At 62.2% G+C, this 22,755-nt stretch carries 17 protein-coding genes; 15 read left to right on the top strand and 2 right to left on the bottom strand.

Going from position 1 to position 22,755, the window contains the following annotated elements:
• The first annotated feature begins 2 nt into the window (after positions 1-2).
• The 7 genes from AC1DON_RS14510 (at position 3) to AC1DON_RS14480 (ending at position 9,084) form a co-directional block, all read left to right on the top strand.
• Complete coding sequence (locus AC1DON_RS14510; protein ID WP_476935526.1) at positions 3-791, top strand: type VI secretion system accessory protein TagJ; 789 nt, start codon at positions 3-5, stop codon at positions 789-791.
• A 10-nt stretch (positions 792-801) separates the two neighbouring features.
• Entirely contained in the window at positions 802-1,329 is a 528-nt protein-coding gene (tssE, locus tag AC1DON_RS14505) for a type VI secretion system baseplate subunit TssE (RefSeq protein ID WP_476935525.1), read from the top strand.
• A gap of 3 nt (positions 1,330-1,332) precedes the next feature.
• The gene (tssF, locus tag AC1DON_RS14500; protein ID WP_476935524.1) at positions 1,333-3,195 is read left to right on the top strand and encodes a type VI secretion system baseplate subunit TssF; all 1,863 of its coding nucleotides are present in this window, start codon (positions 1,333-1,335) and stop codon (positions 3,193-3,195) included.
• Positions 3,159-4,193 carry a type VI secretion system baseplate subunit TssG gene (tssG, locus tag AC1DON_RS14495; protein ID WP_476935523.1) on the top strand — a complete coding sequence of 345 codons (1,035 nt, stop codon included), beginning with the start codon at positions 3,159-3,161 and terminating at the stop codon, positions 4,191-4,193. Before tssF ends, tssG begins: the two co-directional genes overlap by 37 nt.
• A gap of 31 nt (positions 4,194-4,224) precedes the next feature.
• Positions 4,225-6,894 carry a type VI secretion system ATPase TssH gene (tssH, locus tag AC1DON_RS14490; protein ID WP_476935522.1) on the top strand — a complete coding sequence of 890 codons (2,670 nt, stop codon included), beginning with the start codon at positions 4,225-4,227 and terminating at the stop codon, positions 6,892-6,894.
• Positions 6,895-6,997: 103 nt separating this feature from the next.
• Entirely contained in the window at positions 6,998-7,690 is a 693-nt protein-coding gene (locus AC1DON_RS14485) for an alpha/beta fold hydrolase (protein WP_476935521.1), read from the top strand.
• Positions 7,648-9,084: a methyltransferase domain-containing protein gene (locus AC1DON_RS14480; RefSeq protein WP_476935520.1), complete on the top strand. Its 1,437-nt coding sequence runs from the start codon at positions 7,648-7,650 to the stop codon at positions 9,082-9,084. The genes AC1DON_RS14485 and AC1DON_RS14480 overlap by 43 nt, the downstream gene beginning before the upstream one ends.
• Here the strand turns inward: AC1DON_RS14480 and AC1DON_RS14475 are convergent, their stop codons facing one another.
• Complete coding sequence (locus AC1DON_RS14475) at positions 9,085-9,411, bottom strand: DUF4031 domain-containing protein (RefSeq protein WP_476935519.1); 327 nt, start codon at positions 9,409-9,411, stop codon at positions 9,085-9,087. It abuts the gene before it with no gap.
• The gene (locus AC1DON_RS14470) at positions 9,411-9,665 is read right to left on the bottom strand and encodes a WGR domain-containing protein (protein WP_476935518.1); all 255 of its coding nucleotides are present in this window, start codon (positions 9,663-9,665) and stop codon (positions 9,411-9,413) included. The genes AC1DON_RS14475 and AC1DON_RS14470 overlap by 1 nt, the downstream gene beginning before the upstream one ends.
• 167 nt (positions 9,666-9,832) lie before the next feature.
• Between AC1DON_RS14470 and AC1DON_RS14465 the strand changes: the two genes are divergently transcribed.
• The 8 genes from AC1DON_RS14465 (at position 9,833) to AC1DON_RS14430 (ending at position 22,746) form a co-directional block, all read left to right on the top strand.
• Positions 9,833-11,212 carry a glycoside hydrolase family 53 protein gene (locus AC1DON_RS14465; RefSeq protein ID WP_476935517.1) on the top strand — a complete coding sequence of 460 codons (1,380 nt, stop codon included), beginning with the start codon at positions 9,833-9,835 and terminating at the stop codon, positions 11,210-11,212.
• Between the two features lie 159 nt (positions 11,213-11,371).
• Complete coding sequence (locus AC1DON_RS14460) at positions 11,372-11,953, top strand: RNA polymerase sigma factor (RefSeq protein ID WP_476935516.1); 582 nt, start codon at positions 11,372-11,374, stop codon at positions 11,951-11,953.
• Positions 11,940-12,935, top strand: a complete 996-nt coding sequence (locus AC1DON_RS14455) for a FecR family protein (protein WP_476935515.1) — start codon at positions 11,940-11,942, stop codon at positions 12,933-12,935. The genes AC1DON_RS14460 and AC1DON_RS14455 overlap by 14 nt, the downstream gene beginning before the upstream one ends.
• A gap of 105 nt (positions 12,936-13,040) precedes the next feature.
• Positions 13,041-15,944, top strand: a complete 2,904-nt coding sequence (locus AC1DON_RS14450; protein WP_476935514.1) for a TonB-dependent receptor — start codon at positions 13,041-13,043, stop codon at positions 15,942-15,944.
• Positions 15,945-16,043: 99 nt separating this feature from the next.
• A complete protein-coding gene (galA, locus tag AC1DON_RS14445; RefSeq protein WP_476935513.1) occupies positions 16,044-18,542 on the top strand; it encodes a beta-galactosidase GalA in 2,499 nt (832 codons plus the stop codon).
• A gap of 85 nt (positions 18,543-18,627) precedes the next feature.
• Positions 18,628-19,815, top strand: a complete 1,188-nt coding sequence (locus AC1DON_RS14440; RefSeq protein WP_476935512.1) for an ROK family transcriptional regulator — start codon at positions 18,628-18,630, stop codon at positions 19,813-19,815.
• 66 nt (positions 19,816-19,881) lie between these two features.
• Positions 19,882-21,414 carry a tryptophan halogenase family protein gene (locus AC1DON_RS14435; RefSeq protein ID WP_476935511.1) on the top strand — a complete coding sequence of 511 codons (1,533 nt, stop codon included), beginning with the start codon at positions 19,882-19,884 and terminating at the stop codon, positions 21,412-21,414.
• Positions 21,415-21,729: 315 nt separating this feature from the next.
• Complete coding sequence (locus tag AC1DON_RS14430) at positions 21,730-22,746, top strand: LacI family DNA-binding transcriptional regulator (RefSeq protein WP_476935510.1); 1,017 nt, start codon at positions 21,730-21,732, stop codon at positions 22,744-22,746.
• Positions 22,747-22,755 lie beyond the last annotated feature (9 nt).

Genomic DNA, 22,755 nt, shown 5'->3' with positions numbered 1-22,755 from the left:
GCATGTCTTCTGCCGAGACCCTATTGCGTCAGGGTGACCTGAACGGGGCACGGGCCGAACTCGTCGAATTGGTAAAGAAAACACCCGGCAATGTCGAAGCCCGGATGTTCCTGTTCCAATTGCTTGCCCTGTCGGGCGAGTGGACGAAGGCGCGTACCCAGTTGAATGCCCTGGCGCAGTTGTCGCCCGACGCCATGATGTTGAGCACTGCCTACGGGCAGGCCATCGAGGCGGAAGCGCAACGCGCCGAGGTTTTCGCCGGTAAGGCCCCTGTGGCCCTGTTGACGAAATCTCAGCCGTGGGCTGCCGATCTGGCGGCAGCGCTGGGTCATGAACTGGCAGGACGAACGGAAGCAGCGGCCGAGGCGCGGGAACGTGCCTTTGCCGCGGCTCCGGATACACCTGGTACGCTGGATGGTATCGAATTCGACTGGATTGCCGATGCGGATAGCCGCTTCGGTCCCGCACTCGAAGCCATCATCGCCGGCAAGTGGGGCCTGATCACCTTCGACACGCTGCAATATGTAAAGAGCGAAGGTGCGAAAGACCTGCGCGATACCTTGTGGTATCCGGTGCAGATCGGCTTCAAGAGTGGCCAGTCCGTTGCCGGTTTCCTGCCGGCACGCTATCCGGGCAGCGAAGCCAGCGAGGACGTCAACGATGTCCTGGCGCGGTCGACGCGCTGGATCGAAACCGACGACGGTGCGACGGGTCTGGGCCAGCACCTTCTCAACCTTTCCAGCGGGGACGAGCGCGACCTCCTGTCGCTGCGCAAACTCGAATTCCGGTAAGGCGCCCGCCATGGCGATACCCGAGCGGTTAAATCCCTCTCTCTTCGACAAGCTGTCGGCCGACCTCGATATGCCGGGTCTGCGTGAGGACAGCGCCATGGCCGAACTGTCGCGCGACTCGATGAAGTATTACAGCGTCCCACGCCTGGAGCGCTTCACCGAAACCGCCTTGAAGGAGACTATCAAACGCGACCTCTACTGGCTGCTGAATACGGTCAGCCTGTCGTCGGGTTTCGACCTGTCGCCCTATCCCCAGATCAAGACCTCGGTCCTGAACTACGGCGTCACGGATCTCGCGGGCAAATCCTACACTCAGCGGGCGGTGGCTCAACGCGCCCGCGATATCCAGGCGGCGGTCAAGGCGTTTGAGCCGCGCATCAGCCCGGACAGTCTGCACGTCGAGCCATCGGACCGTGAGCGCGAAAATCGTGTCACCTATGTCATCCACGGCGATATCACGTCCGCCGTCCAGGCCATTCCCATCAATTTCAAAACCGATGTCGAAGCTGACTCGGCGACCGTCACGATCAGGGACTAGGGCATGGATCCGCGGCTGCTAAAGGCCTATAATGACGAACTGGCCTACCTGCGTGAAAGCGCACGCGAGTTCGGCGAAGAGCACGAGGCGGTCGCCGGCCGGCTGGGTTTAAAGACGCCGACTGATCCCGATCCTTATGTCGAGCGCTTGCTGGAGGGCGTGGCCTTCCTGTCGGCACGTGTCCAGCTCAAGCAGCAGGATCAGTATCCCGAATTCACCCAGCACCTGCTGCAGGCGATCCAGCCGCACTACATGGCGCCCACGCCGTCGATCTGCATCACCGCCTTTGAGGGTAAGGAGGGCGATCCGGGTCTCCTTACCGGTACGCAGGTCCCACGCGGCACAGAGATTACCGCGCAGGGCTCTGACCAGACCACACCAGTGATTTTCCGCACCGCCCACGACGTGACGCTGTGGCCGATCAAGATCACCCAGGCCGAATATCTGGGGTCGCGCGCCGCCGTGGCGCCCTTTGCCGCCGGGACACGCTTCAAGGCCGAGGCCGGCCTGCGTCTGCGCTTCAGCGCCAATCCGGGTGTCGAGCTGAACAAGATCATTCCGGGTTTGATCAGTCTCTACCTCGACGGTTCCGAAACCATTCCAGGCGAGCTTTACCGCCAGATGGCCGGGGAGACCATCGCCGTCGTCGCGCGCGATGCCGAATCCGGCGCGGGCGCGGGCGGCTGGATGGACCTGCCGGCGCCAGTGCAGGTGGGCTTCAACGATGATGAAGCGCTTCTGCCGGCCGAGGTCCGTTCGTTCCGTGGCTACCGCCTGCTCACCGAGTATTTCGCCTGTCCTGAACGCTTCCTGTTCGTTGGCTTGAACGGCCTCGAAAAGGCGTTTGCCGCATCTAAACAGTCGTGCGACGTCGTCTTCCTGTTCTCGCGCAGTGTGCCGACTCTGAACGGGGCGCTGACGCCGTCGAACTTTCGCCTGTTCGCCACGCCGGCCATCAACCTGTTCGAAAAGCAGCTGGGCCGCGTCGAGATCAAGCCGTACGAGCACGAATACCACGTCATCCCGGACCGGGCGAAGCCGATCGATTTCGAGGTCTTCCGCATCATCGACGTCAAGGCGTTCGGCAAGGAAAACACCGACCCCAGCACGGTCGCGCCGCTCTACGCCTTCGGCGCCTTGCTCTATGACTGGCGCAACGCGCTCTTCTACGTCACCCGCCTGAAGGCGCGGCGGCTGTCGACGCGCGAGCAGCGCGTGCGCCGGACCAGCGACTATGTCGGCACCGAGACCTGGCTCAGCCTGACGGCACCGGGAAATCCCGACATTGTCGACAACCTGCACGAACTGGCCGTGCGCGCCCTGGTCACCAATCGCGAACTGCCGGAAAGCCTGACCTTCCGCGGTGAAAGCCACTTCAACGTTGCGGGCCTGCCGGTGCGCGCCGCCAGCATTGTGCGGGCGCCGACGCGTCCGCGTCCGCCGTTGGGGATGCACGACGCCGCCTGGCGCATCATCGGCCACCTGACGCCGAACTATACGACCCTGGTCAACCAGCCGGACGGCGACCCGTCGCTTCTTCGCGACCATCTGACACTCTACGGCCGCCAGGACGATGCCTCGTCGCGCCGCCAGATCGACGGCATCCTCAATGTATCGTCGCGGCGGGTGTCGCGGCGCGTGCCGGGTGGCGATCGCATGGCGGTGGCCTCGGGCCAGCACATCCGCATCCACCTCGACGACGGCGCCTTTGACCGGGCGCGCCTGTTCGTCTTTTCGGCGGTGCTGGAACGCTTTCTGGCCGAGTTCACCACGATAAACAGTTTCACTGAGTGCGAGTTTGAATCCCCCGTTGAAGGAGTGTTTGTCAAATGGCCGCCCCGGACAGGCCGTCAGCACAACATCTGAACTTCCTGGCCCAGGCCGCCGGGATAGTCCGGCGCTGGGGTCTGTTCGCCCTGTTGCGGGGGGCGGAAGCGCGCGCCCATGGCTTGCCGCGCGTTGGCCGGGCACGCCTGCCGTCGCAGAATGTCGCGGACCTGGCGCAGTCGCCGTCCCTGGGCTTTGCCGACAGCACGCTTGACGAGGTTGAAATCACCGGCGGACGCGCGCGGGTCAGCGGCTTCTGGCTGGGCCTGACAGGGCCCATGGGGCCCTTGCCTGTCCACATGTCCGAGTTCGTGCTCTATGAGAAGAAGTACGCCAAGACCCGCCCCGTCGGGCGCTTCTTCGACATGCTGTCCAACCGCATGCTGCAATTCTTTTATCGCGCCTGGGCCGACAGCCAGCCGGCGCCGATGGCTGACCGGCCCGAGGACGATCGTTTCGCGGCCTATATCGCGGCCGTAACGGGCGCTGCCGAAGGCGCCGGCGACCGCTCGGCTTTTCCGGCGCGGGCGCGGCTGCACTATGCCAGCCTGTTCGCGTCGCGTCGCAATGCCGGCGGCATCGAGGACGCCTTGTCGCACCTGCTGAGGCAGAAGGTACAGGTCCTGGAGTTTCAACCGCGCTGGCGCAATATCGAGCCCGAAGACCGCACGCGGCTGGGGCAATCCTACGCCCAACTGGGCGGCGATATGCTGCTGGGGGGGCGGGTGCGCACGGCGTCGGACGCCTTTCGCATCGTCATCCGTGCCAATAGTGTGCGCGAATACGAAAGCCTGCTGCCGACCGGATCGCGCTTCGCCATCGTGGCCGAAGCGCTCGACGCCTTTGCGCCGCAGCACCTGGAATGGGACATCGCGCTTGAGATGGAGGAGGCCAAGTCGCCACCGCTCAAGCTGGATGGACGCGGCCGGCTGGGCTGGACCAGCTGGCTGGCGCCTAAGGGAGAGACCAGCGTCCGGCGCGACACCATCGTGCGGCGTCAGGCCGCCAAGCCGCGCGCAGGCGCGACGATACATTGAAAAACAACAGGGATTAGGGAAGGGCTAGATTATGGCGGAAATTAGCAGGTCGTCGCTGTTCGGGCGGTTGAACCCCACGGCATTGAAGGCGATCGAGACGGCCACCAGCTTCTGCAAGATGCGGGGAAACCCGTATGTCGAGCTGGTGCACTGGATCCACGTCATGTTGCAGGACCCGCGCAATGACGTCGCGGCAATCCGCACAGGCTTCAATATGGACGACACCCAGCTGGCGCGCGACGTCGTCGCCGCACTCGACGCCCTACCGCGTGGCGCCACGGCCATTTCCGATTTTTCGCCTCAGATCGAGGAAGCCATCGAAAAGGGCTGGCTCTATGCCTCGTTGCAGTTTTCGGCCAACCGCGTTCGCACCGGTCACCTGATCTACGGTATGCTGAAAACCCCGACGCTCAAGAACGCGCTCGGCAATATCTCTGGTGAGTTCCGCAAGATTGGTATCGACAAGCTGGGTGAGACTTTCGAAAAGATCGTGGCGTCGTCGAGCGAACAGACGACGGTCGATACGGTGTCGAGCGTCGGCGGCGGTTCCGCTGACGGCGGCGCAGGTCCGATAGGCGAGGGCGAGGCCCTGGCCAAGTTCTCGGTCGACCTGACCGAGCGCGCCCGCACCGGTGCTATCGACAAGATTGTCGGTCGCGATGCCGAAATCCGCCAGGTTGTCGATATCCTGCTGCGTCGCCGCCAGAACAACCCGATCCTGATCGGTGAGGCTGGCGTCGGCAAGACAGCGGTTGCCGAAGGCTTTGCCCGCCGCATCGTTGATGGTGATGTACCGCCGCAGCTCAAGGACGTCACTCTGCGCGCGCTCGACATCGGCCTGTTGCAGGCCGGTGCCAGCGTCAAGGGCGAGTTCGAAAAGCGTCTCAGGCAGGTGATCGATGAGGTCGAAGCCTCGCCCAAGCCGATCATCCTGTTTATCGATGAAGCCCACACACTTATCGGTGCCGGCGGCCAGGCCGGGACCGGCGACGCTGCCAACCTGCTGAAGCCCGCCCTGGCGCGTGGACGCCTGCGCACCATCGCCGCCACGACCTATGCCGAATATCGCCAGTACTTTGAAAAGGACCCGGCGATGACCCGTCGCTTCCAGACGGTCGATGTCGGCGAGCCGGAAACCAATAACGCCATCGCCATGCTGCGTTCTGTCGCGCCGATGATGGAAAAGCATCATCAGATCGTCCTGCTCGACGAAGCCGTCGAGGCGGCTGTCAAGCTGTCGCAGCGCTACGTGCCGGCCCGCCAACTGCCGGACAAGGCGGTCAGCCTGCTCGACACGGCCTGCGCTCGTGTCGCGGTATCCCAGCACGCCACCCCGGCCGCCGTCGAAGATCGTCGCCGCAAAGTCGAGTTGCTCAATGTCGAAATCGAGATTGCCGCCCGCGAACTGGCCGGCCAGTACCGCAGCGACGATCGCGGCCCGAAACTGAAGGAAGCGCTGGCGGAAGCCGAGGCGGCCCTAGTTGAAGTCACCGTCAAGTGGGATTCCGAAAAGGCTGCGCTGGAAGGCGTGCGCACGGCACGTGCCGCCCTGGAAGAGGCGCGTGCGCCGGCCGAAGAGGGCGCGGAGCCGGTGGATGAAACCCCGCTGAAAGCGGCGCTAGATACGGCGATTGCCGGCATGCGCGACGCGGCGGGTGACACGCCAATGGTCTTTGCCGTTGTCGATGCCGATGCCGTGTCGGCCGTCATCGCCGACTGGACCGGCATCCCGGTCGGCCGCATGGTCAAGGACGAGATCAAGAGCGTGCTCGAGATCGCCGATCGTCTGAAGGAACGCGTCATCGGCCAGGACCATGCCATGGACGCCCTGGCCAAGCGCATCAAGACCAGCCGCGCCAAGCTCGACAATCCGAACAAGCCCGTTGGCGTCTTCATGCTGTGCGGCCCGTCGGGCGTCGGCAAGACCGAAACGGCGCACGTCCTGTCGGAGCTGCTCTATTCGGGTGACGATTCGATGATCGTCATCAACATGTCGGAGTTCCAGGAAGCCCACACCGTCTCGACGCTGAAAGGCGCGCCCGCCGGTTATGTCGGCTACGGCCAGGGCGGGGTCCTGACTGAAGCGGTCCGCAGGCGGCCCTATAGCGTCGTCCTGCTTGACGAAGTCGAAAAGGCCCATCCGGACGTCCACGAGATGTTCTTCCAGGTCTTCGACAAGGGCTTCATGAACGATTCCGAAGGCCGGCATATCGACTTCAAGAACACCCTGATCCTGCTGACCTCGAACGTCGGTACCGAGCTGATCACGACGCTGTCGGAAGACGAGGAGATGAAGCCAGATCCGGAAAGCCTGGCCGACGCGCTGCGCCCGGAATTGCTGAAGGTCTTCCCGCCGGCGCTGCTGGGACGTCTGCTGGTCCTGCCCTACTTCCCGCTGTCGCCAAACATGCTGAAGGGCATCGTCAAGCTGCAGATCGACCGCGTCAAGAAGCGCATCCAGGAAAACCATGGCATCGCGTTCACCTACAGCCAGGAGGTCATCGACCTCATCGTGTCGCGCTGCAACGAAGTGGCGTCGGGGGGGCGTGTCATCGACGCCATCCTGACCAACACTATGCTACCGGAACTGTCGATCGCCCTGCTTGAAAAGCAGATGAATGGCGAAGAGGTCACAGCCATCGAAGTCGGTGTCGGCGACGGCGCCAGCGGGTTTACCTACAGCTTCTCGTCGGGCGAGTAGACCACGAAGCAAAAGTATCGCGTAAAAACAAAAAAGCCGGACCGTGACGATGCCGTCAGGGTCCGGCCATCACCTGAAGCCGGTCATCGCTGGAGGATGCGCCATGTTGATACGTGAACTGGGTTTGCTGGCTGAGGCCGTCTATGGCGACGGACCCAACAAGACGAGATTTGGCTGTATCCGTATGCACGGCGCGGCTGGCGCTTTCGACGGTTTCCAGGCCGCCGCCTATGCCGGCCGTGGCTGTATCGTCGTGGCTTTTCGCGGCACCAGCCAGAAGATGGACGCCGTAGCCGACCTCAAGCTGGGGTCGGGGATGAACTCCTCATATTTCTCAGCCGGCGAAAAATTCGTTGAACAGTTTGCCGGCGAAAATGTCATCGTGTGCGGGCACTCTCTGGGTGGCGCCATCGCCCAGGTCGTCGCCAATCGCAAAAACATTCCGATGGTGACCTTCAACGCGCCGGGCGTCGCGGTTTTTGCCTCGCGCAATATCGCTCAGGCGACGGTCGCCATGACGGCAATCCGGACTGCGGGCATGCTGGTCAGCGCCGTGCGCCACCCCATGCAGGCGGCGCGCGACGCGCGTGCGATCTTCAATGAGGTCAAGGGGCTGAATATCTGCCTGCACAATGACGTTGTCAGCAAGATCGGCGTCCACTACGGCGAAGTGCTGCGCATCGCCGGCACGTCGATGAACCCTTTGACTGAGCACCGGATGACGACGATGAACACTGTGCTGGAACGGCATGGATGCGGCGCGCGTTCGATCTCTCCGGGCGTCCTGAAAGCGTGACCGGAACCTCCTACGATTCCGTCAGCTACCCGACGATGATCTTCCCGCACGCCCATCCCGACCGGATGGCGTTGATGGCGCGCATACATGGTCTTGAGCCGGCTCCGGTCGGCAGCGCGCGCGTGCTGGAAATCGGCGGCGGCGACGGAGCCAATGTCATCGCCATGGCGGCGGCCTATCCGCAAGGACGCTTTTTCAATTTCGACCTGGCCGCCAGTGCGGTGGCGCGCGGCCAGGCGCTGCTGAAAGAGGCCGGGCTTGGCAATGTCCGCGTCGAGGTCGGTGACATCCTCGATGCCGCCGAAAACCTGTCGGAGACGTTCGACTATATCATCGTGCACGGCGTCTATGCCTGGGTGCCCGAAGCGGTGCGCGACGGCATCTGGCGGATCATCGAGCGCTGCCTGGCACAAGAAGGCGTCGCCTATATCAGCTACAATGCCTTGCCCGGCGGCCACGTGCGTAAGCTGCTGCGCGACATGATCCTGCGCCACGTCACAGGCCTTCCCGATGAGGAACGGACGGGGGCGGCGCGGGATTTTCTCAAGGCGTATGCTGCGCCGCGCGACGACGACCGGCCGCTGCAGACCGGCCTGCGTGGTGAAGCGGCCAATATGCTCGAAAAGCCGGCCGAGGTGCTTTACCACGATGAATTGGGACCGTGTTTCGAGCCGCAATCCCTGACCGATATGGCCCAGGCGGCGGAAGCCCACGGCATGCAGTACCTCAATGAGGCGCATCCGGGACTGATGGCCGACGGCTTTATCAGCGAGGCGGGCGACAGCACGCAGGTGGGCGACATCGTTGCCGCCGTCCAGCGCCGCGACGACGACATCATCCGCTTTTTCCGGCACAGCCTGTTTGTCCGGGCGACGGCCAAGCCCGAGCGCCGCCTCAATCCGGCGCTTATCCTGCCGGTCTATGTGTCGGCGCGCTGCACGCGTGACGGCCAGAAATTTACCTCGAAGGAGGGCGAGTTCGTCATCTCCAACGAAGGTCTGGCGGAGATACTGGACCGCCTGTCCGCGGCCTGGCCGCGCCGCTTCAGGATCGATGAACTGACCGATCAGGAGCCCTATGCCCACGCCCTGTTCCGGCTGTTCGATTTTGGCCTGACGCAATTGCACGGTGGGCCGTCGCCGTTTTCGGACAGCCCCGATGATCGCCCCAGGGTCAGCCCTTTGGCGCGCGCCATGATCCGGCAGAACTATCCGATGATCTACGCGCTGGATCATCGCACCAAGACCATTACCGAAGCCGAACCGCGTGCCTTTATACTCAGCCTTGATGGCAAGCATAGTCAGTCCGATCTGAAGGCCGGCTGGGCGTCGGAGCAACTGAGCTTTGAAGCGGCCATGGCCATGGTGGTCGAAGCCGGGCTGCTTCAGCCCTGATCAGTCCTTTGGGCTTCGGTCGCGCAGCCACTGCCGGTACCATCGCGCGGCGTCGGCCGGATCGCCGCAGTGGCCTTCGACGGCCTGACGGCGGCGCATCATGCCGCATTGGCGATAGGTGACGACGATGGCGCCTGAGGTGACCGCTTCACGGCGGCGGGGCAAGGGAATGTCGTAGTGATCGCCCTGGTACCACTCGCGCCGCATGCCGATGCGCCGGGCGAAGGTGTGCAGTTCGTCAGCCGTGTCGGCGATCAGGTGCGACATCTGCATGCCGCGAAACTGGCCGATGGCGTAGCGGTACATGTCATCGACATAGACGGCCATCACAGGTCGGCGATGGTGACAGGTTCACGCAGGACGTAGCCGCGTTTCTGCTTTTGCCTGAGAATGGCGCCGGCCTCGTTTTCGGCTTCGGTCTCGTCGCGGAACCAATATTCCTTCGATTGCCCCATCGTGCCGATCCGGCCCCAGTGACGGAGGACCGAGACATCGCCGAACAGGCCAGGCTGTATCGACAGCTCGTAGCCACGCGCCATATTGCGGTCTTTGTCGATGCGATGGAGAATGCGGATCGTCACAGCTGAATCCTCAGTGAATCCAATAGTGTACAATACCATTTCCGGATTCCAACGCCAAGAACAAAACGTGATTCACACGCGCTGTCTTATGCGGTATTGTGGCTGCCCGTTTTATAAATAGTTCGGCTTGGTCGGCGGAAAAGGGCTATGTGTGCATCTGGTTTGATATGACACATAAACTCATCTCCGCATTCACCCTGGCTGCCGTGATCGCGGTGCCAGCCGCCCATGCCCAGGGCTCTGGAGCGCACGACCGCAACTACTGGTTCGGCGCCGACCTGTCCTACGTCAACGAGATGAAGGCGTGCGGCGCGCACTACAACTATCAGGGCAAGGCCCAGGACGCCTACGGAATCTTTGCTCAATCGGGCCACAACCTGGTGCGGGTGCGCATCTGGGTCGATGCCAGGTGGACGCCCTATTCCGACCTCGACGATGTGAAGATTACCATCCGCGAGGCCAGGAAGGCCGGCATGAAGGTTCTGCTGGACTTCCACTATTCGGATGACTGGGCTGATGGCGGCAAGCAGTTGGTGCCTGCTGCCTGGGCAAAGCTGAATGACGACCAGCAGGTCGACGCGCTTTATAAATATACGGTCGATACGGTCGACGCCCTCCAGGCCGAGGGGCTGATGCCGGACATGATCCAGGTCGGCAACGAAACCAATGGCGAGATTCTGCGACCCAAGCCCGAAGAGTACGCGCCGATCAACTGGGCGCGTAATGCCCGACTGTTCAATGCCGGTATCAAGGGGGTGAGGGACGCCAGCGCTGATAGTTCTGTAAAACCGGAAATCATGCTGCACGTCGCCCAGCCTGAAAACGTCGAGCCGTGGTTCGAAGCGGCGACGAAGGCAGGCGTTACGGACTATGATATCATCGGGCTCAGCTACTACAGCAAGTGGTCCAAGATGGATTTTTCCGGATTATCGGAAACGATTCGGCGCGTCCACTATCGCTTCAACAAGCAGGTGGTCGTAGTCGAGACGGGCCACGCCTTTACCGATGAATGGGCCGACAATGCGCGCAACCTGCTTGGATCCGACTCGGCCCTGAAGGCCTATCCGGTGACGCCGGCCGGCCAGGCAAAGTATATGCACGACATCATGCAACTGACGCTCGATAATGGTGGTGTGGGCGTTGTCTACTGGGAGCCGGCCTGGGTCTCGACCAGGTGCAAGACGCGCTGGGCGCAGGGCTCCGACTGGGAAAACGCTGCCTTTTTCGATTTCAAGGGCAATGCCCTGCCGGCGCTGGAATGGCCGAAGGCGCAGTATGTCTGGCCGGTCGAGGTGACGTTCAGCGTGCCGGATCAGGGCCAGGCGGCGCAATATCTGACCGCCGACTTCACCGGCGGCGTCAAGGTCGCGATGGCCAGGTCCGGCAACGCCTTCACCTACAGCGCCTGGCTGCGGCCAGGCATTGAGGCGATCGTAGGCCACGCCGACAGCGAGGCGGCATTGGAATCGGCTGAGGCCCTGACGTTCGTCGTGCCCAAGGCCGCCAAGACGATCGTGCTGAACAGGTCACAGCCGCCGGCCAACTGATAATTTGTCATACAATAAGCGTCGCCTTCATCCCAACATGTGCTATGACTTGCGCACAAATACGCAGCGGGACACGACAACCTGCTGTTTCCAGGGAAAAGTGCAAAGCAGGGTGGCGGAAATGATCGCGTCGCGCATCGTAACATCAGGAGACAGGCCATGACGACGGCGGATAGCCGCGCCGCGTTGCTGGCCTTTATCGGTACGCAGATCCTGCCCCACGAGGCGGATTTGCGCCAATGGCTGACCCGGCTGGGCGTGAAGGCGGATGAACGCGATGACATCGTGCAGGAAGTTTACTGCCGACTGCTGCGGATGGACCGGACGGACCATATCCTGGACGCGCGCGCCTATCTCTTCCGTTCCGCGCGCAACATCGTGCTTGAGCAGGTGCGCCGAAACCGCGTGGTGTCGATCATGACGGTGCAGAATCTTGATGATCTCGGCATGGCCGATCATGCCCCCGACCCGGAAAAGGCGACCTCGGCGCGCGCTGAACTGACGCGTGTGCTTGGCCTGATCGGCGCCTTGCCGGAACGCTGCCGCCAGGTGTTCGAGCTTCGCAAGGTCCACGGCCTGTCGCAGGCCGAAACGGCGAAGCGCCTGCACATCAGCGAGAACATCGTTGAAAAGGAAACGGCCCGGGGGCTGAACCTTATACTGCGTACCCTGGCGGATCAGCCCGTGCTGACCATCGCCGTTCCGCATCGTTCTGCCGGAGTGAGGCATGTCGCGGATTGACGCAGAAGCGGCAGAGTGGGTCGCGCGCAGGGCAGGGGCAGTAAGCCCCGAGACGGAAGCCGCCTTCCAGGCCTGGCATGATGCCGACCGCCGCCATGCCGGTGCCTATCTGCGCGCCGAAGCAGCGTGGATGCTGCTCGATCGCGCTCAGGTCCTGACGCATGGTGTGGGGCTTGCAGCGGCGTCCGATGACATCCTGTCACGTCCGCTTGTCGCGCCTGCCGCTGCGCCGCGTACACCCGTTCGTCCGTCCCGCCGTCATGCTCTGATGGGAGGGCTGGCAGCATCGGCCGCGGCCATACTGGGCGTTGGATATGCAGCTTCGCGGCGCGCGACTTATGAGACGCGACGCGGTGAACTGCGCAATGTACCTTTAAGCGATCGTTCGCTGGCAGCCATCAATACCGACAGCCATGTCGAGGTCGCCATGGGCGAATCCTCGCGCAAGGTGCAACTGGTCAAGGGCGAAGCCTGGTTCGAAGTCGCCAAGAACCCGGATGCCCCCTTTGTCGTGTCCGCCGGCGATATCCGCGTGCGTGCCGTGGGCACGGCCTTCAGCGTCCGGCGTCACGCCACTGGCGCCGACGTCCTGGTGACCGAAGGCACGGTCGAGACCTGGAGTGTCCGCAATCCTGACAAGCGCACGCGCCTGTCGGCCGGCAGCCGCGCGTTCGTGACTGAGATCGCCGAACCCGTGGCCGTGATCGCGCAACCGGAAGAGATCGATCGCAAACTTGCCTGGCGCGAGCGCGAAATCATCCTGCGCGAAGAAAGCCTGGCCGCCGCCGCATCGGATTTCAACCGTTATAATGATCAGCAGATTATCATCGCCGACGCCGCGCTTCAGGATATCAAGCTGGTGGGCGGCTTCCAGGTTGACCGGCCCGAAGCCTTTGCCCGCGCGGTTCACAGCGCCTTTGGCGTACCCGTCAGCATCCGCCACGACCGTATCATAATTGGTACACAAGCCACGTCGTCATAAATTTGTAGGATAATACCGGCGGAAAAGATTCCCATTGTTCATCTTGTTATTGAAGGGGCCGGGAAGCGTCCCTCGTGGAAGATGTCAAAGACAGGGGAACCCTCAATGAGAGACATGTATAGTGCCGGTTTGCGCGCTGCCCTGATGGGTAGTGCCGCCGTTGTCGCGGTCGTGGCCGCGCCTGCCATGGCGCAGGAAAAAGCCTTCAATATTCCGGCACAGGACGCCGTCTCGGCTGTGCCGAGCTTCGTGCAGCAGTCGGACCTTCAGGTGCTGGCCGCCGCCAGCGAACTGCGGGGCATCCGCACCAATGCCGTCCAGGGCAGCATGACTGCTGATGTTGCGCTCGATGCGCTGATCAGCGGCACCGGCCTGACGGTCAAGTCGCGGGCCGGCAATTCGGTTGTGCTGGCCCGCGCGGCGACTGCTGAAAACGCTGCGTCTCCGGCGGCCGCCGAAGCCCCGGCGCAGTCCGACGACGTCGTGGTTGTCGGCATGCGCAAATCGATGCGTGACGCGCTCGACGTCAAGCGCCGCGAAGCGGGCGTCATGGAAGCCATCGCCGCCAAGGATATCGGCGTGCTGCCCGACGTGACCATCGCCGAGTCGATCGCGCGCCTGCCGGGCGTCAACACGACCCGTGACCGCGGTAATGACAGCCAGGCGGCGATCCGTGGTATCGGCCCACGCATGGTGCTGGGGACCGTCAACAGCCGCGAAGTCGCATCGAGCGAGCCAGATCGTAACGTCCGCTGGGAAATCTATCCGTCGGAAGTCGTTTCCGGCGTCAGCGTCTTCAAGTCGTCGCAGGCCAGCCTGATCGCCGGCGGCATCTCGGGTACGGTCGACATTCAGACCATCCGCCCGCTGGAATACCGCGGGCCGGAACTGGTGGCGCGCGCCGGCGCCGTCTATTATGACGGCGGCACGGCCTTCCCGGATTATGACGGCCTTGGCTATCGCGCCTCCGGATCGTTCGTCAAAAAGCTGACCCCGGAATTTGCCTTTGTCATCGGCGTCACCGCCCAGCAGCAGAAGAATGGCTACGAGTCGTTCCAGGGCTGGGGCTATAACGACGACAGCATCCGCCCGGCCAACGCGACCGGCCCAATCGTCACCGGCGGCCCAAAGGTGCCAACGCCGTGGGGCGGGGCTGCCGAAGCCAAGTTCCTGACGTCCGACCGCTACAGCGTCTCCACCGGCTTTCAGTACCGTCCGGATGAGCACTTCCAACTCAGCTACGACCTGCTGTATTCGAACTTCAAGATCGACGAGCACCAGAACCAGCAATGGTATGAAGGCAACTGGGGCAACTGGGCCGGCGGCAATACCGGCGGCTATACCAACCCGGTCATCGTGAACGGCGACCTGGTCGGCGCGCGCACGGCCTACAGCACCGTCACCTCGGTTATCGGGCAATATACCGAAAACAAGGACCTGATCGTCACTGGCCTTAATGGCCGCTGGACCTACGATCAGTGGACCGTCACGGCGGACGCCTCCTACTCCAAGGCCGAGCGCAGCAATCTGTGGCAGGCCGTGAAGATGCAGTACTATCCGGCGACCATGGACTGGATGCTGGACGGCGACGATCCCTTCGTCAAGGTATCGACCCAGCCACAGACCGAGACCCAGAGCATCGAATGGGTGCCGGGCGAATACGCGCCGGGCCGCCTGAAGGATGAGATGAATGCGCTCGCCTTCGACGCCCGCCGCGACCTGTCGGGTGGCGCCGTGACGTCGGTCCAGTTCGGCGTGCGCTACGCCGACCGGACCAAGTCGGAAATGAGCGTCGCCAATGGCCAGGCCGCGCACAAGACCGGCGTGACGACTCTGGCGACCAGCAATTTCAGCTCCTATGAGTTCAAGAACTTCACCGTGCCGTCGATGCTGAATGGCGATTTCGACACGCTGGTGACGGCGGCCTACGGCGCCGGCGCGCTCGACTTCGATCCAGAGTCGGTCGACTACAACTCGACGGTCCAGGAAAAGGTGCTCGAAGCCTACGCCCAGGCGCGTTACGAAACGAGCTGGTTCGGCAAGCCCACGGACGGCAATTTCGGCGTGCGCGCTGTCAGTGTCGACAGCAAGAGCGCCGGCGACAGCTTCTCGGGCGGCGGCTGGTTCCAGGATCTTTCCGGCAACTGGGCCTTCTATCCGCTGGTCAAGACCTCTGCCAAGGGCGGCAGCGACTATACCAAGCTGCTGCCGAGCGCCACGGCGCGTATCGAGCTGGGTGATGGGGCTTACCTGAAGCTCGGCGCCGCCAAGGTCCTGTCGCGTCCGCCGCTCAATGAGCTGAAGGCCAACCGCAGCATCTCGCCGACCGCGCCCTACACCGGCTCTTCTGGCAACCCGTTCCTGAAGCCGTTCGAAGCGACTCAGTTCGATGTCTCGTACGAGCATTATTTCGACAAGGACGCCCTGTTCGCGGTGGCCGGCTACTACAAGCAGATCGAGAACTATATCGGCTACAACCAGCGTTCGGAGTCGATCAACGGCAACACCTACACCCTGGTTTCGCCGGTCAACAAGGACGATTCGGGCTATATTTCTGGTCTGGAATTCACCTTCCAGACGCCGTTCAGCTTTATTCCGGGTTTTGAGAAGTTCGGTATCTACTCGAACCTGGCCCTGGTCGATTCCGACATCGAAGAGTTCGTGCCGACCGGCAATCCCTTGTCGATGAACGGCGTCGCTGACACCACGGGTACGGTTGACCTTTGGTACAGCGACGGGACGTTCGAAGCCCGCCTGGGTACCAAGTACCACAGCGCATATACCGCGCTTTACGGCTGGGATTCGAGTGCCCTGGTTACCGTCGAGCCGGAAACGACCGTCGACTTTAGCGCAAGTTACAACGTCAACGCCCAAGTGTCGGTGCGTTTCCAGGCGGCCAACCTGCTCGACACGCCGCTGCGCGCCTATGACGACAACAAGGAAAACCGCCTGCGCCGTCTCGACTATTACGGCCGCCGCTTCCTGTTCGACGTGACTGTGAAGTACTGAGTTTTAAAAGCGAGCGATAAACTCATGGCCGGGCGCTTGACCCTAGAAGCGTCCGGCCATCATTGTCTGATACTAACGAAATTCCGGAGGACTGCCGCCATGACCCTCAATCGCCGCGAAGTATTCGCTACCGCAACGGCCATGACGCTTGCGGCGTCTTCCGCTTCGGCCCTTTCAATTCCTGTGCCGGAACCCAAGCTGCCGCAGCAGGATGTGAAGCCGGGGCGCATGGGCCGGACGCGCTTCAACGACGGCTGGCGCTTTGCCTTCGGACACTTGCACGATGGCGACAAGGATTTCGGCTTTGGTCTCGACCTGCGCACCTATGCCAAGCAGGGGCCGGATTCGGGTAAGGTGGCCCAGGCCGGTTTTGATGATTCGCAGTGGCGCCAGGTCACCCTGCCGCACGACTGGGCGGTCGAACTGCCCTTCGTACCCAATCCCAAGGCAGCCGAACTGAAACCCGATGACCGGGGCGCGATCTGGGACCCGGCAGCCAATCACGGTTTCAAGCCGCTCGGCCGAGAATATCCGGAAACGAGTGTCGGCTGGTACCGTAAGACCTTTACGCTCGACGCCGCCGACAAAGGCAAGCGAATCTTCCTCGAGTTCGACGGCGTCTTTCGCAGCACTCTGGTGATGTTCAATGGCTACATCGTCCGTGAGCACGACGGCGGCTATACCGGTTTCTCAATCGATGTGACGGACTTCCTCAATACCGACGACAAGCCGAATATCGTCGCTGTCCGCGTTGATGCTTCGCTGGGCGAGGGCTGGTTCTACGAAGGCGCCGGCATCTATCGCCACGTCTGGCTGACGAAGCTCGATCCCGTACACATTCCGCAGCATGGCGTGTTGGTGCGGCCGAAGACAGACGGCACTGTCGAAGTCACCACGACAATCCGGAATGACTCGAACGAGACCCGCGCTGTCAATCTACAATCCACCGTCAGCCCGGTGGAGACGGTTACAGGGCTGGATCTTACGCCTGGTTCCATCCTGAAAGTCGAATTGAAACCGTGGGAGCAGGCTGATTTCACGCAGACAGCGAGCGTCACAGCACCGCGCCTCTGGTCTGTGGACAAGCCGCAACTCTATACCGTAACGACAGCACTGAACGATGGCGGCAAGGTTGTCGATTCCGTCGCGACGCGTTTCGGTTTCCGTGATGTGAAGTTCGACGCCGAGAAAGGCTTCTTCCTTAATGGCAAGCATCTGAAGCTGAAAGGCACCTGCAACCACCAGGACCATGCCGGCGTCGGCGCCGCCATTCCGGACGCCCTGCAATATTACCGGCTGAGGCTGCTGAAAGAGATGGGCTGTAACGCCTATCGCGCCTCGCACAACCCACCGACGCCGGAAGTGCTGGACGCCTGCGACGACCTGGGCTTGCTGGTCATCGACGAGACGCGCCTGATGACCTCCTCGAAGGAAGGGCTGGAAAATCTGCGCGCCATGATTCTGCGCGACCGCAACCATCCGTCGATCATCCTGTGGTCGATCGGCAATGAGGAGCCCCAGCAGGGCACCGATCGCGGCGCCGTCGTCGCCCGCACCATGAAACGCCTGTGCAACGAATTGGACCCGACGCGCGGCGTTACCTACGCCATGGACCAGGGCTATGGCCACGGCGTGACCGAGGTCGTCGACGTACTGGGCTTCAACTACCGCACGCACTTGATCGATGACTTCCACGCCAGGTATCCGCATATTCCGGTCATCGGCTCGGAAACGGCATCGACGGTGGCGACGCGCGGTGAATATGTGCTCGACAAGGCCAACCACATCGTCCCGGCCTACGACACGACGGCGCCGTGGTGGGCGACGACGGGCGAGACCTGGTGGACCCACGCCGCCGACAAGCCCTACATGGCCGGCGGCTTCATCTGGACCGGTTTCGACTATCGCGGCGAACCGACGCCATTTTCGGAATGGCCCAGCATCTCGTCGCAGTTCGGTGTCTTTGACACCTGCGGCTTCCCGAAGGACAATTACTACTATTACCGCGCCTGGTGGCGTCCGGAGCAGCCCTTGCTGCACCTCCTGCCGCACTGGAACTGGAAAGACGGAGAGACCGTTTCGGTCTGGGCGCACAGCAACTGCGACGAGGTCGAGCTGTTCGTCAACGGCAAGTCGGCGGGCCGCAAGCCCATCCCGCGCAACCGTCACGCCGAATGGAGCGTACCCTTTGTGCCCGGCAAGATCGAAGCCTTTGCTTACAAGGGCGGCAAGGTCGTGCTGAAGGACAAGCGCGAAACGGCCGGTGCGCCGGCCAAGGTCGTACTCACCGCCGATCGTACAACCTTGACCGGCGACGGCATGGATGTCGCTGTGTTGCACGCCGAGGTGTTCGACGCCAAGGGCCGGCCAGTGCCGAGGGCCTCCGACCTGATCAGCTTTGCGGTCGCGGGGCCTGGCGAAGTCATCGGCGTCGGCAACGGCAACCCGAACAGCCACGAGGCCGACAAGGCGAGCCAGCGAAAAGCCTTCAACGGCCTGTGTAGTGCTATCGTCCAGACGCGCGGCACAGGCAGTATTACCGTGACGGCTTCGGGCGCCGGCCTGGCCAGCGGCAAGGTCGTGCTAAAGGCCATGTAGGCTTGAAATCGGGCGATTGGTATCCTTTACAATTGCGGCAAAACATTTCAGTAAATCACAAGGATGACTTGTGGGATGCCGTTTTATGGCTGTGAAGGCGCGTGGACCGATCAAAAGCCGTCTGCCGGGCACCAATCTCAGCCGGGCAGGGGACTATAACCAGCGGGTCGTCCTACAGGCCATTCGCGCCAATGGCCCCGTGACGCGCGGCGACGTTGCTGAAATCACTGGCCTGACCCATCAGTCTGTCATCAATATCAGCCGGCGGCTGCTCGACGCCGGCCTGATTGCAGATGAGGACCCAATCCCGGGGGCACGCGGCCAGCCGGCGGCGCGGATGGTTGTAAATGCCAACGGATCCTACGCCATCGGGCTGAATATCGACCGTGAACACATAACCCTGGTGCTTATGGATTTGGCAGGAAAGGTGAAGCGGCGGATCTACACCGGCCAGCACTTTGCCTTGCCTGAAGACGTTTTGTCCTTCGTCGAAGCCCAGCTGGAGGACATCTTCACGCAACGCGTCGTGCCGCGTAAACGGGTCATTGGACTGGGGATCGCCATTCCGGAAAAGCTGGCCGGTGTCCAGGTGACCGAACGCCCCGAAAGCTATGAGGCATGGTCGGAACTCAACGTTAGTGAGGCTTTTTCCGAACGCCTGGGAATCCCGGTTTACGTCGCGAACGACGCGACTTCAGCTGCCCTGGGTGAGTTGCAGTTCGGCCTCGGCATGACGCACAAGACTTTCGTCTACACCCTGATCAGCGCTGGCATCGGCAGCGGGCTGATTATCAACGGCCAACCCTACACCGGCGGCCTTGGCAATCCTGGTGACCTTGGCAAGATCCCGGTCCGATCGAAAGATGGCGAACACAAAACGCTGTGGGATGTGCTGTCGCTTTTCGCTTTCTATGAGGAATTGGCCCGGCACGGCGTGACGATATCGGACGTCGGCGACCTGCGCGAAGATGATCCGGCGACACGCGCGGGTGTCAACGCCTGGGTCGAGACGGCAGCTGACTGCCTCCTCGACCCTTGCCTGACAATCAACTATGTGCTCAGCCCGGAACTGCACGTCATCGGCGGGCAATTGCCTGCCTTTGTCACGCGGCGCCTGTGCGATCGCCTGAATGCCAGGATGGAGGTTGAGAGTGCCGTGCCGCTGGCGCCGTTCTGCCCCTCGACGGTGTCGGTGGATGCCGCTGCGATCGGCGCCGCCGTCGTCGTCTTCCAGAACAGGCTGCTGCCGACGCCCGAAGCGCTGATGAAATAGGCGCATTGCGAAACGTCCGAAATCCAGCGCATAACTGCGAAAAATGACCCAGGGAGGCGCGGCGCCATGACTGTTCAGCCGATTAGATCCATCACAATCATCGGCGGCGGCACGGCAGGCTGGATGACGGCGGCCATGCTGTCCAAGCTGTTCATGGGGCGCTACGCGATCCGACTGATTGAGTCGGATGAGATCGGCATTATCGGCGTCGGTGAGGCGACCATTCCGGCCATCCGCACTTTCAACGAACTGCTCGGCATCGACGATGTCGAGATGCTGAAGGCCACCAAGGGCACTTTCAAACTGGGAATCGAATTCGTTGACTGGCGCGAAAAGGGCCATTCCTACATTCATGGCTTTGGCAAGATCGGTGTCGACCGGCTGTGGCTGCGGCCGCATCAGTTCTGGCTGAAGATGCACCCAAAGGGCGCGGCCAGGGACTTCGACCACTACGCCATCAATGTCGTGGCGGCGCGCGCTAACCGCTTCTCCGACGGGCGCGGCCCCAAGCCGGTCTCGGATATCGACTTCGCCTATCATTTCGACGCGGCGCTCTACGGCCAGTTTTTGCGCCGCCACGCCGAAGGCCGGGGCGTCGAACGTATCGAGGGCCGGATTGTCGAGGTTCTGCGCAATGGCGAAAACGGCCACGTCTCGGCCGTGAAGCTGGCGGATAGCCGCGAAGTTGCCGGCGACCTGTTTATCGACTGTTCGGGCCAGCGCGGTCTGTTAATCAACCAAACGCTTGGCATCGGATTCGAGGACTGGTCGCACTGGTTGCCGTGCGACCGGGCACTGGCGGTGCCGTGTGAAGGCGGACTGCCCTCAAGCAGCGAAGCGGTAGGGCAAACAAAAATCACACCTTTGACGCCCTATACGCGATCGACGGCGCGGGATGCCGGCTGGCAATGGCGTATCCCGCTGCAACACCGTATCGGCAATGGCCACGTCTACAGTAGTGCGTATACGGACGATCAGGCCGCGGCCGATATCCTTCTGAGCAATCTCGACGGCAAGCCACTGGCCGATCCGAAGCCCGTCCGCTTTACGCCCGGCAAGCGCCTCAAGACCTGGGACAGGAACGTCATTGCCATCGGTCTTGCTTCCGGTTTTCTGGAACCGTTGGAATCGACCTCGATCCATCTGATCCAGACGGGCATATTGCGCGTCGTCTCGTTGTTCCCGGACATGGGTTTCGACCCGGCCGTCGTGGCGGAATATAACCGCCAGACCGATAGCGAATATGCCGATATCCGCGATTTCATCATCGCCCACTACAAGGTCACCAACCGCGAAGACGCGCCGTTCTGGGCCTATTGCAAACATATGGATGTGCCCGACAGCCTGCAAAGCCGGCTTGAGCTGTTCCGGAGTTCCGCACGGTTTTTCAAGCGCAATGAGATCGAACTGTTCCGCGAGGAAAGTTGGGTCCAGGTGCTGATCGGGCAGGGCATCGACGCGCGTTATGACCCGAGCGTCGATCTGATGAGTGATGCGGATTCAGCTGCCTTCCTGAAGGATATCGAAGAGGTTATCGCCGATACGGTACGGCGTTTGCCCACCCATCAAGACGTGATTGCCAGACATTTTCGCGCCTGAGCATCCATACCTAGAACATGATGCGTTTAGGTCCATCCGTCATCATGCTCTAGGTTTTTGTTCTGTCGCGATAATTAGCCAAAAACCGCTGCACACTTTGGCATATCGCTCTGCGATGCTTTTGTGCGCAAATGGCTTCATCCATTTTCACCGGTAGCTGTTAACGGTATCTGCTGCACTGCATCCTGTGACCCATAAGCTGCACTTGGATGTAAGCGCTTACAGAGCGTGTTGACTCGGTTAATGTAAGCGCTTACAGACGCAGCCCAAGGTGCATGTAAGCGCTTACAGAATGGCAGGGTTGGTGGATCTGGTATGGCGGCAGGTGTAACGCTCAATGACGTGGCCAAGGCAGCTGGCGTCTCGATCGCTTCGGCGTCCCGCGCCATCAATGGCCTCGACAACGTCACCGAAGAGATTCGAGAGCGTGTCCTGGCCGCAGCCGGCCGGTTGAAATACGTGCCGCATGGCGCCGCCCGCGCCCTGGCCATGAGCCGCACCAATACGATCGGCGTCATCCTGCCCGACATCTACGGCGAGTTTTTCTCCGAAATCATCCGCGGCATCGACGTTGGCGCGCGGTCTCGCGGTCTGCACATCCTGGTATCCGGCTCCCATGGTGATCTCAACGAAGCGGTGACCGCCGTACGGTCGATGGCTGGTCGTGTCGATGGCCTGCTGGTCATGGCGCCCTACGCCAATGCCGGCGACCTGGCGGGCAAGCTGCCGGTCAACCTGCCGCTGGTCATGATGGGCGGTTCCGCCGGTCAGGCTGCCCTGCCCAGCCTGGTGGTCGACAATCACGCCGGGGCGCTCGATGCTGTCCGCCACCTGCGCGCAGAGGGCTGCCAGCGCATCGCTCACATTGCCGGTCCTGACAGCAACCTTGAGGCCCAGGACCGTCTGCGCGGCTACCTGGACGGGCTCAGGGAAGATGGCGGCACACAGGAACCGATCGTCCTGCCCGGCGATTTTATGGAGACGACCGGCTATGAGGCCGTCCGCACCCTGATGACTCTGGCGCAGCGTCCTGACGGTCTGTTCGCCGCCAACGACATGATGGCGCTGGGCGCGTCTCTGGCCCTGCGTGAAGCCGGCCTGTCAGTGCCCGACGACGTGGCCGTGGTCGGTTTCGATGACATTCCGGTGACGCGTTACGCCTCGCCGCCGATTTCAACCCTGCGCGCCGGTGTTTTCGAAATCGGCCAGCGCAGTCTCGAGCTTTTGTCCGTCCTGATCGAACGCGGCGATGCGGAAGGGTTCCCGCCTGTCGCAAGCCAGACGGTACGGCCAGAACTGGTGGTGCGGGCATCCAGCCGCCGCCAAAAGTAACCTTAAGCG

It is taken from the genome of Asticcacaulis sp. P4_H10 (assembly GCF_056400965.1).
The sequence above is the reverse complement of the archived record's forward strand: the minus strand, read 5'-3'. Positions and strand labels throughout refer to the sequence as shown.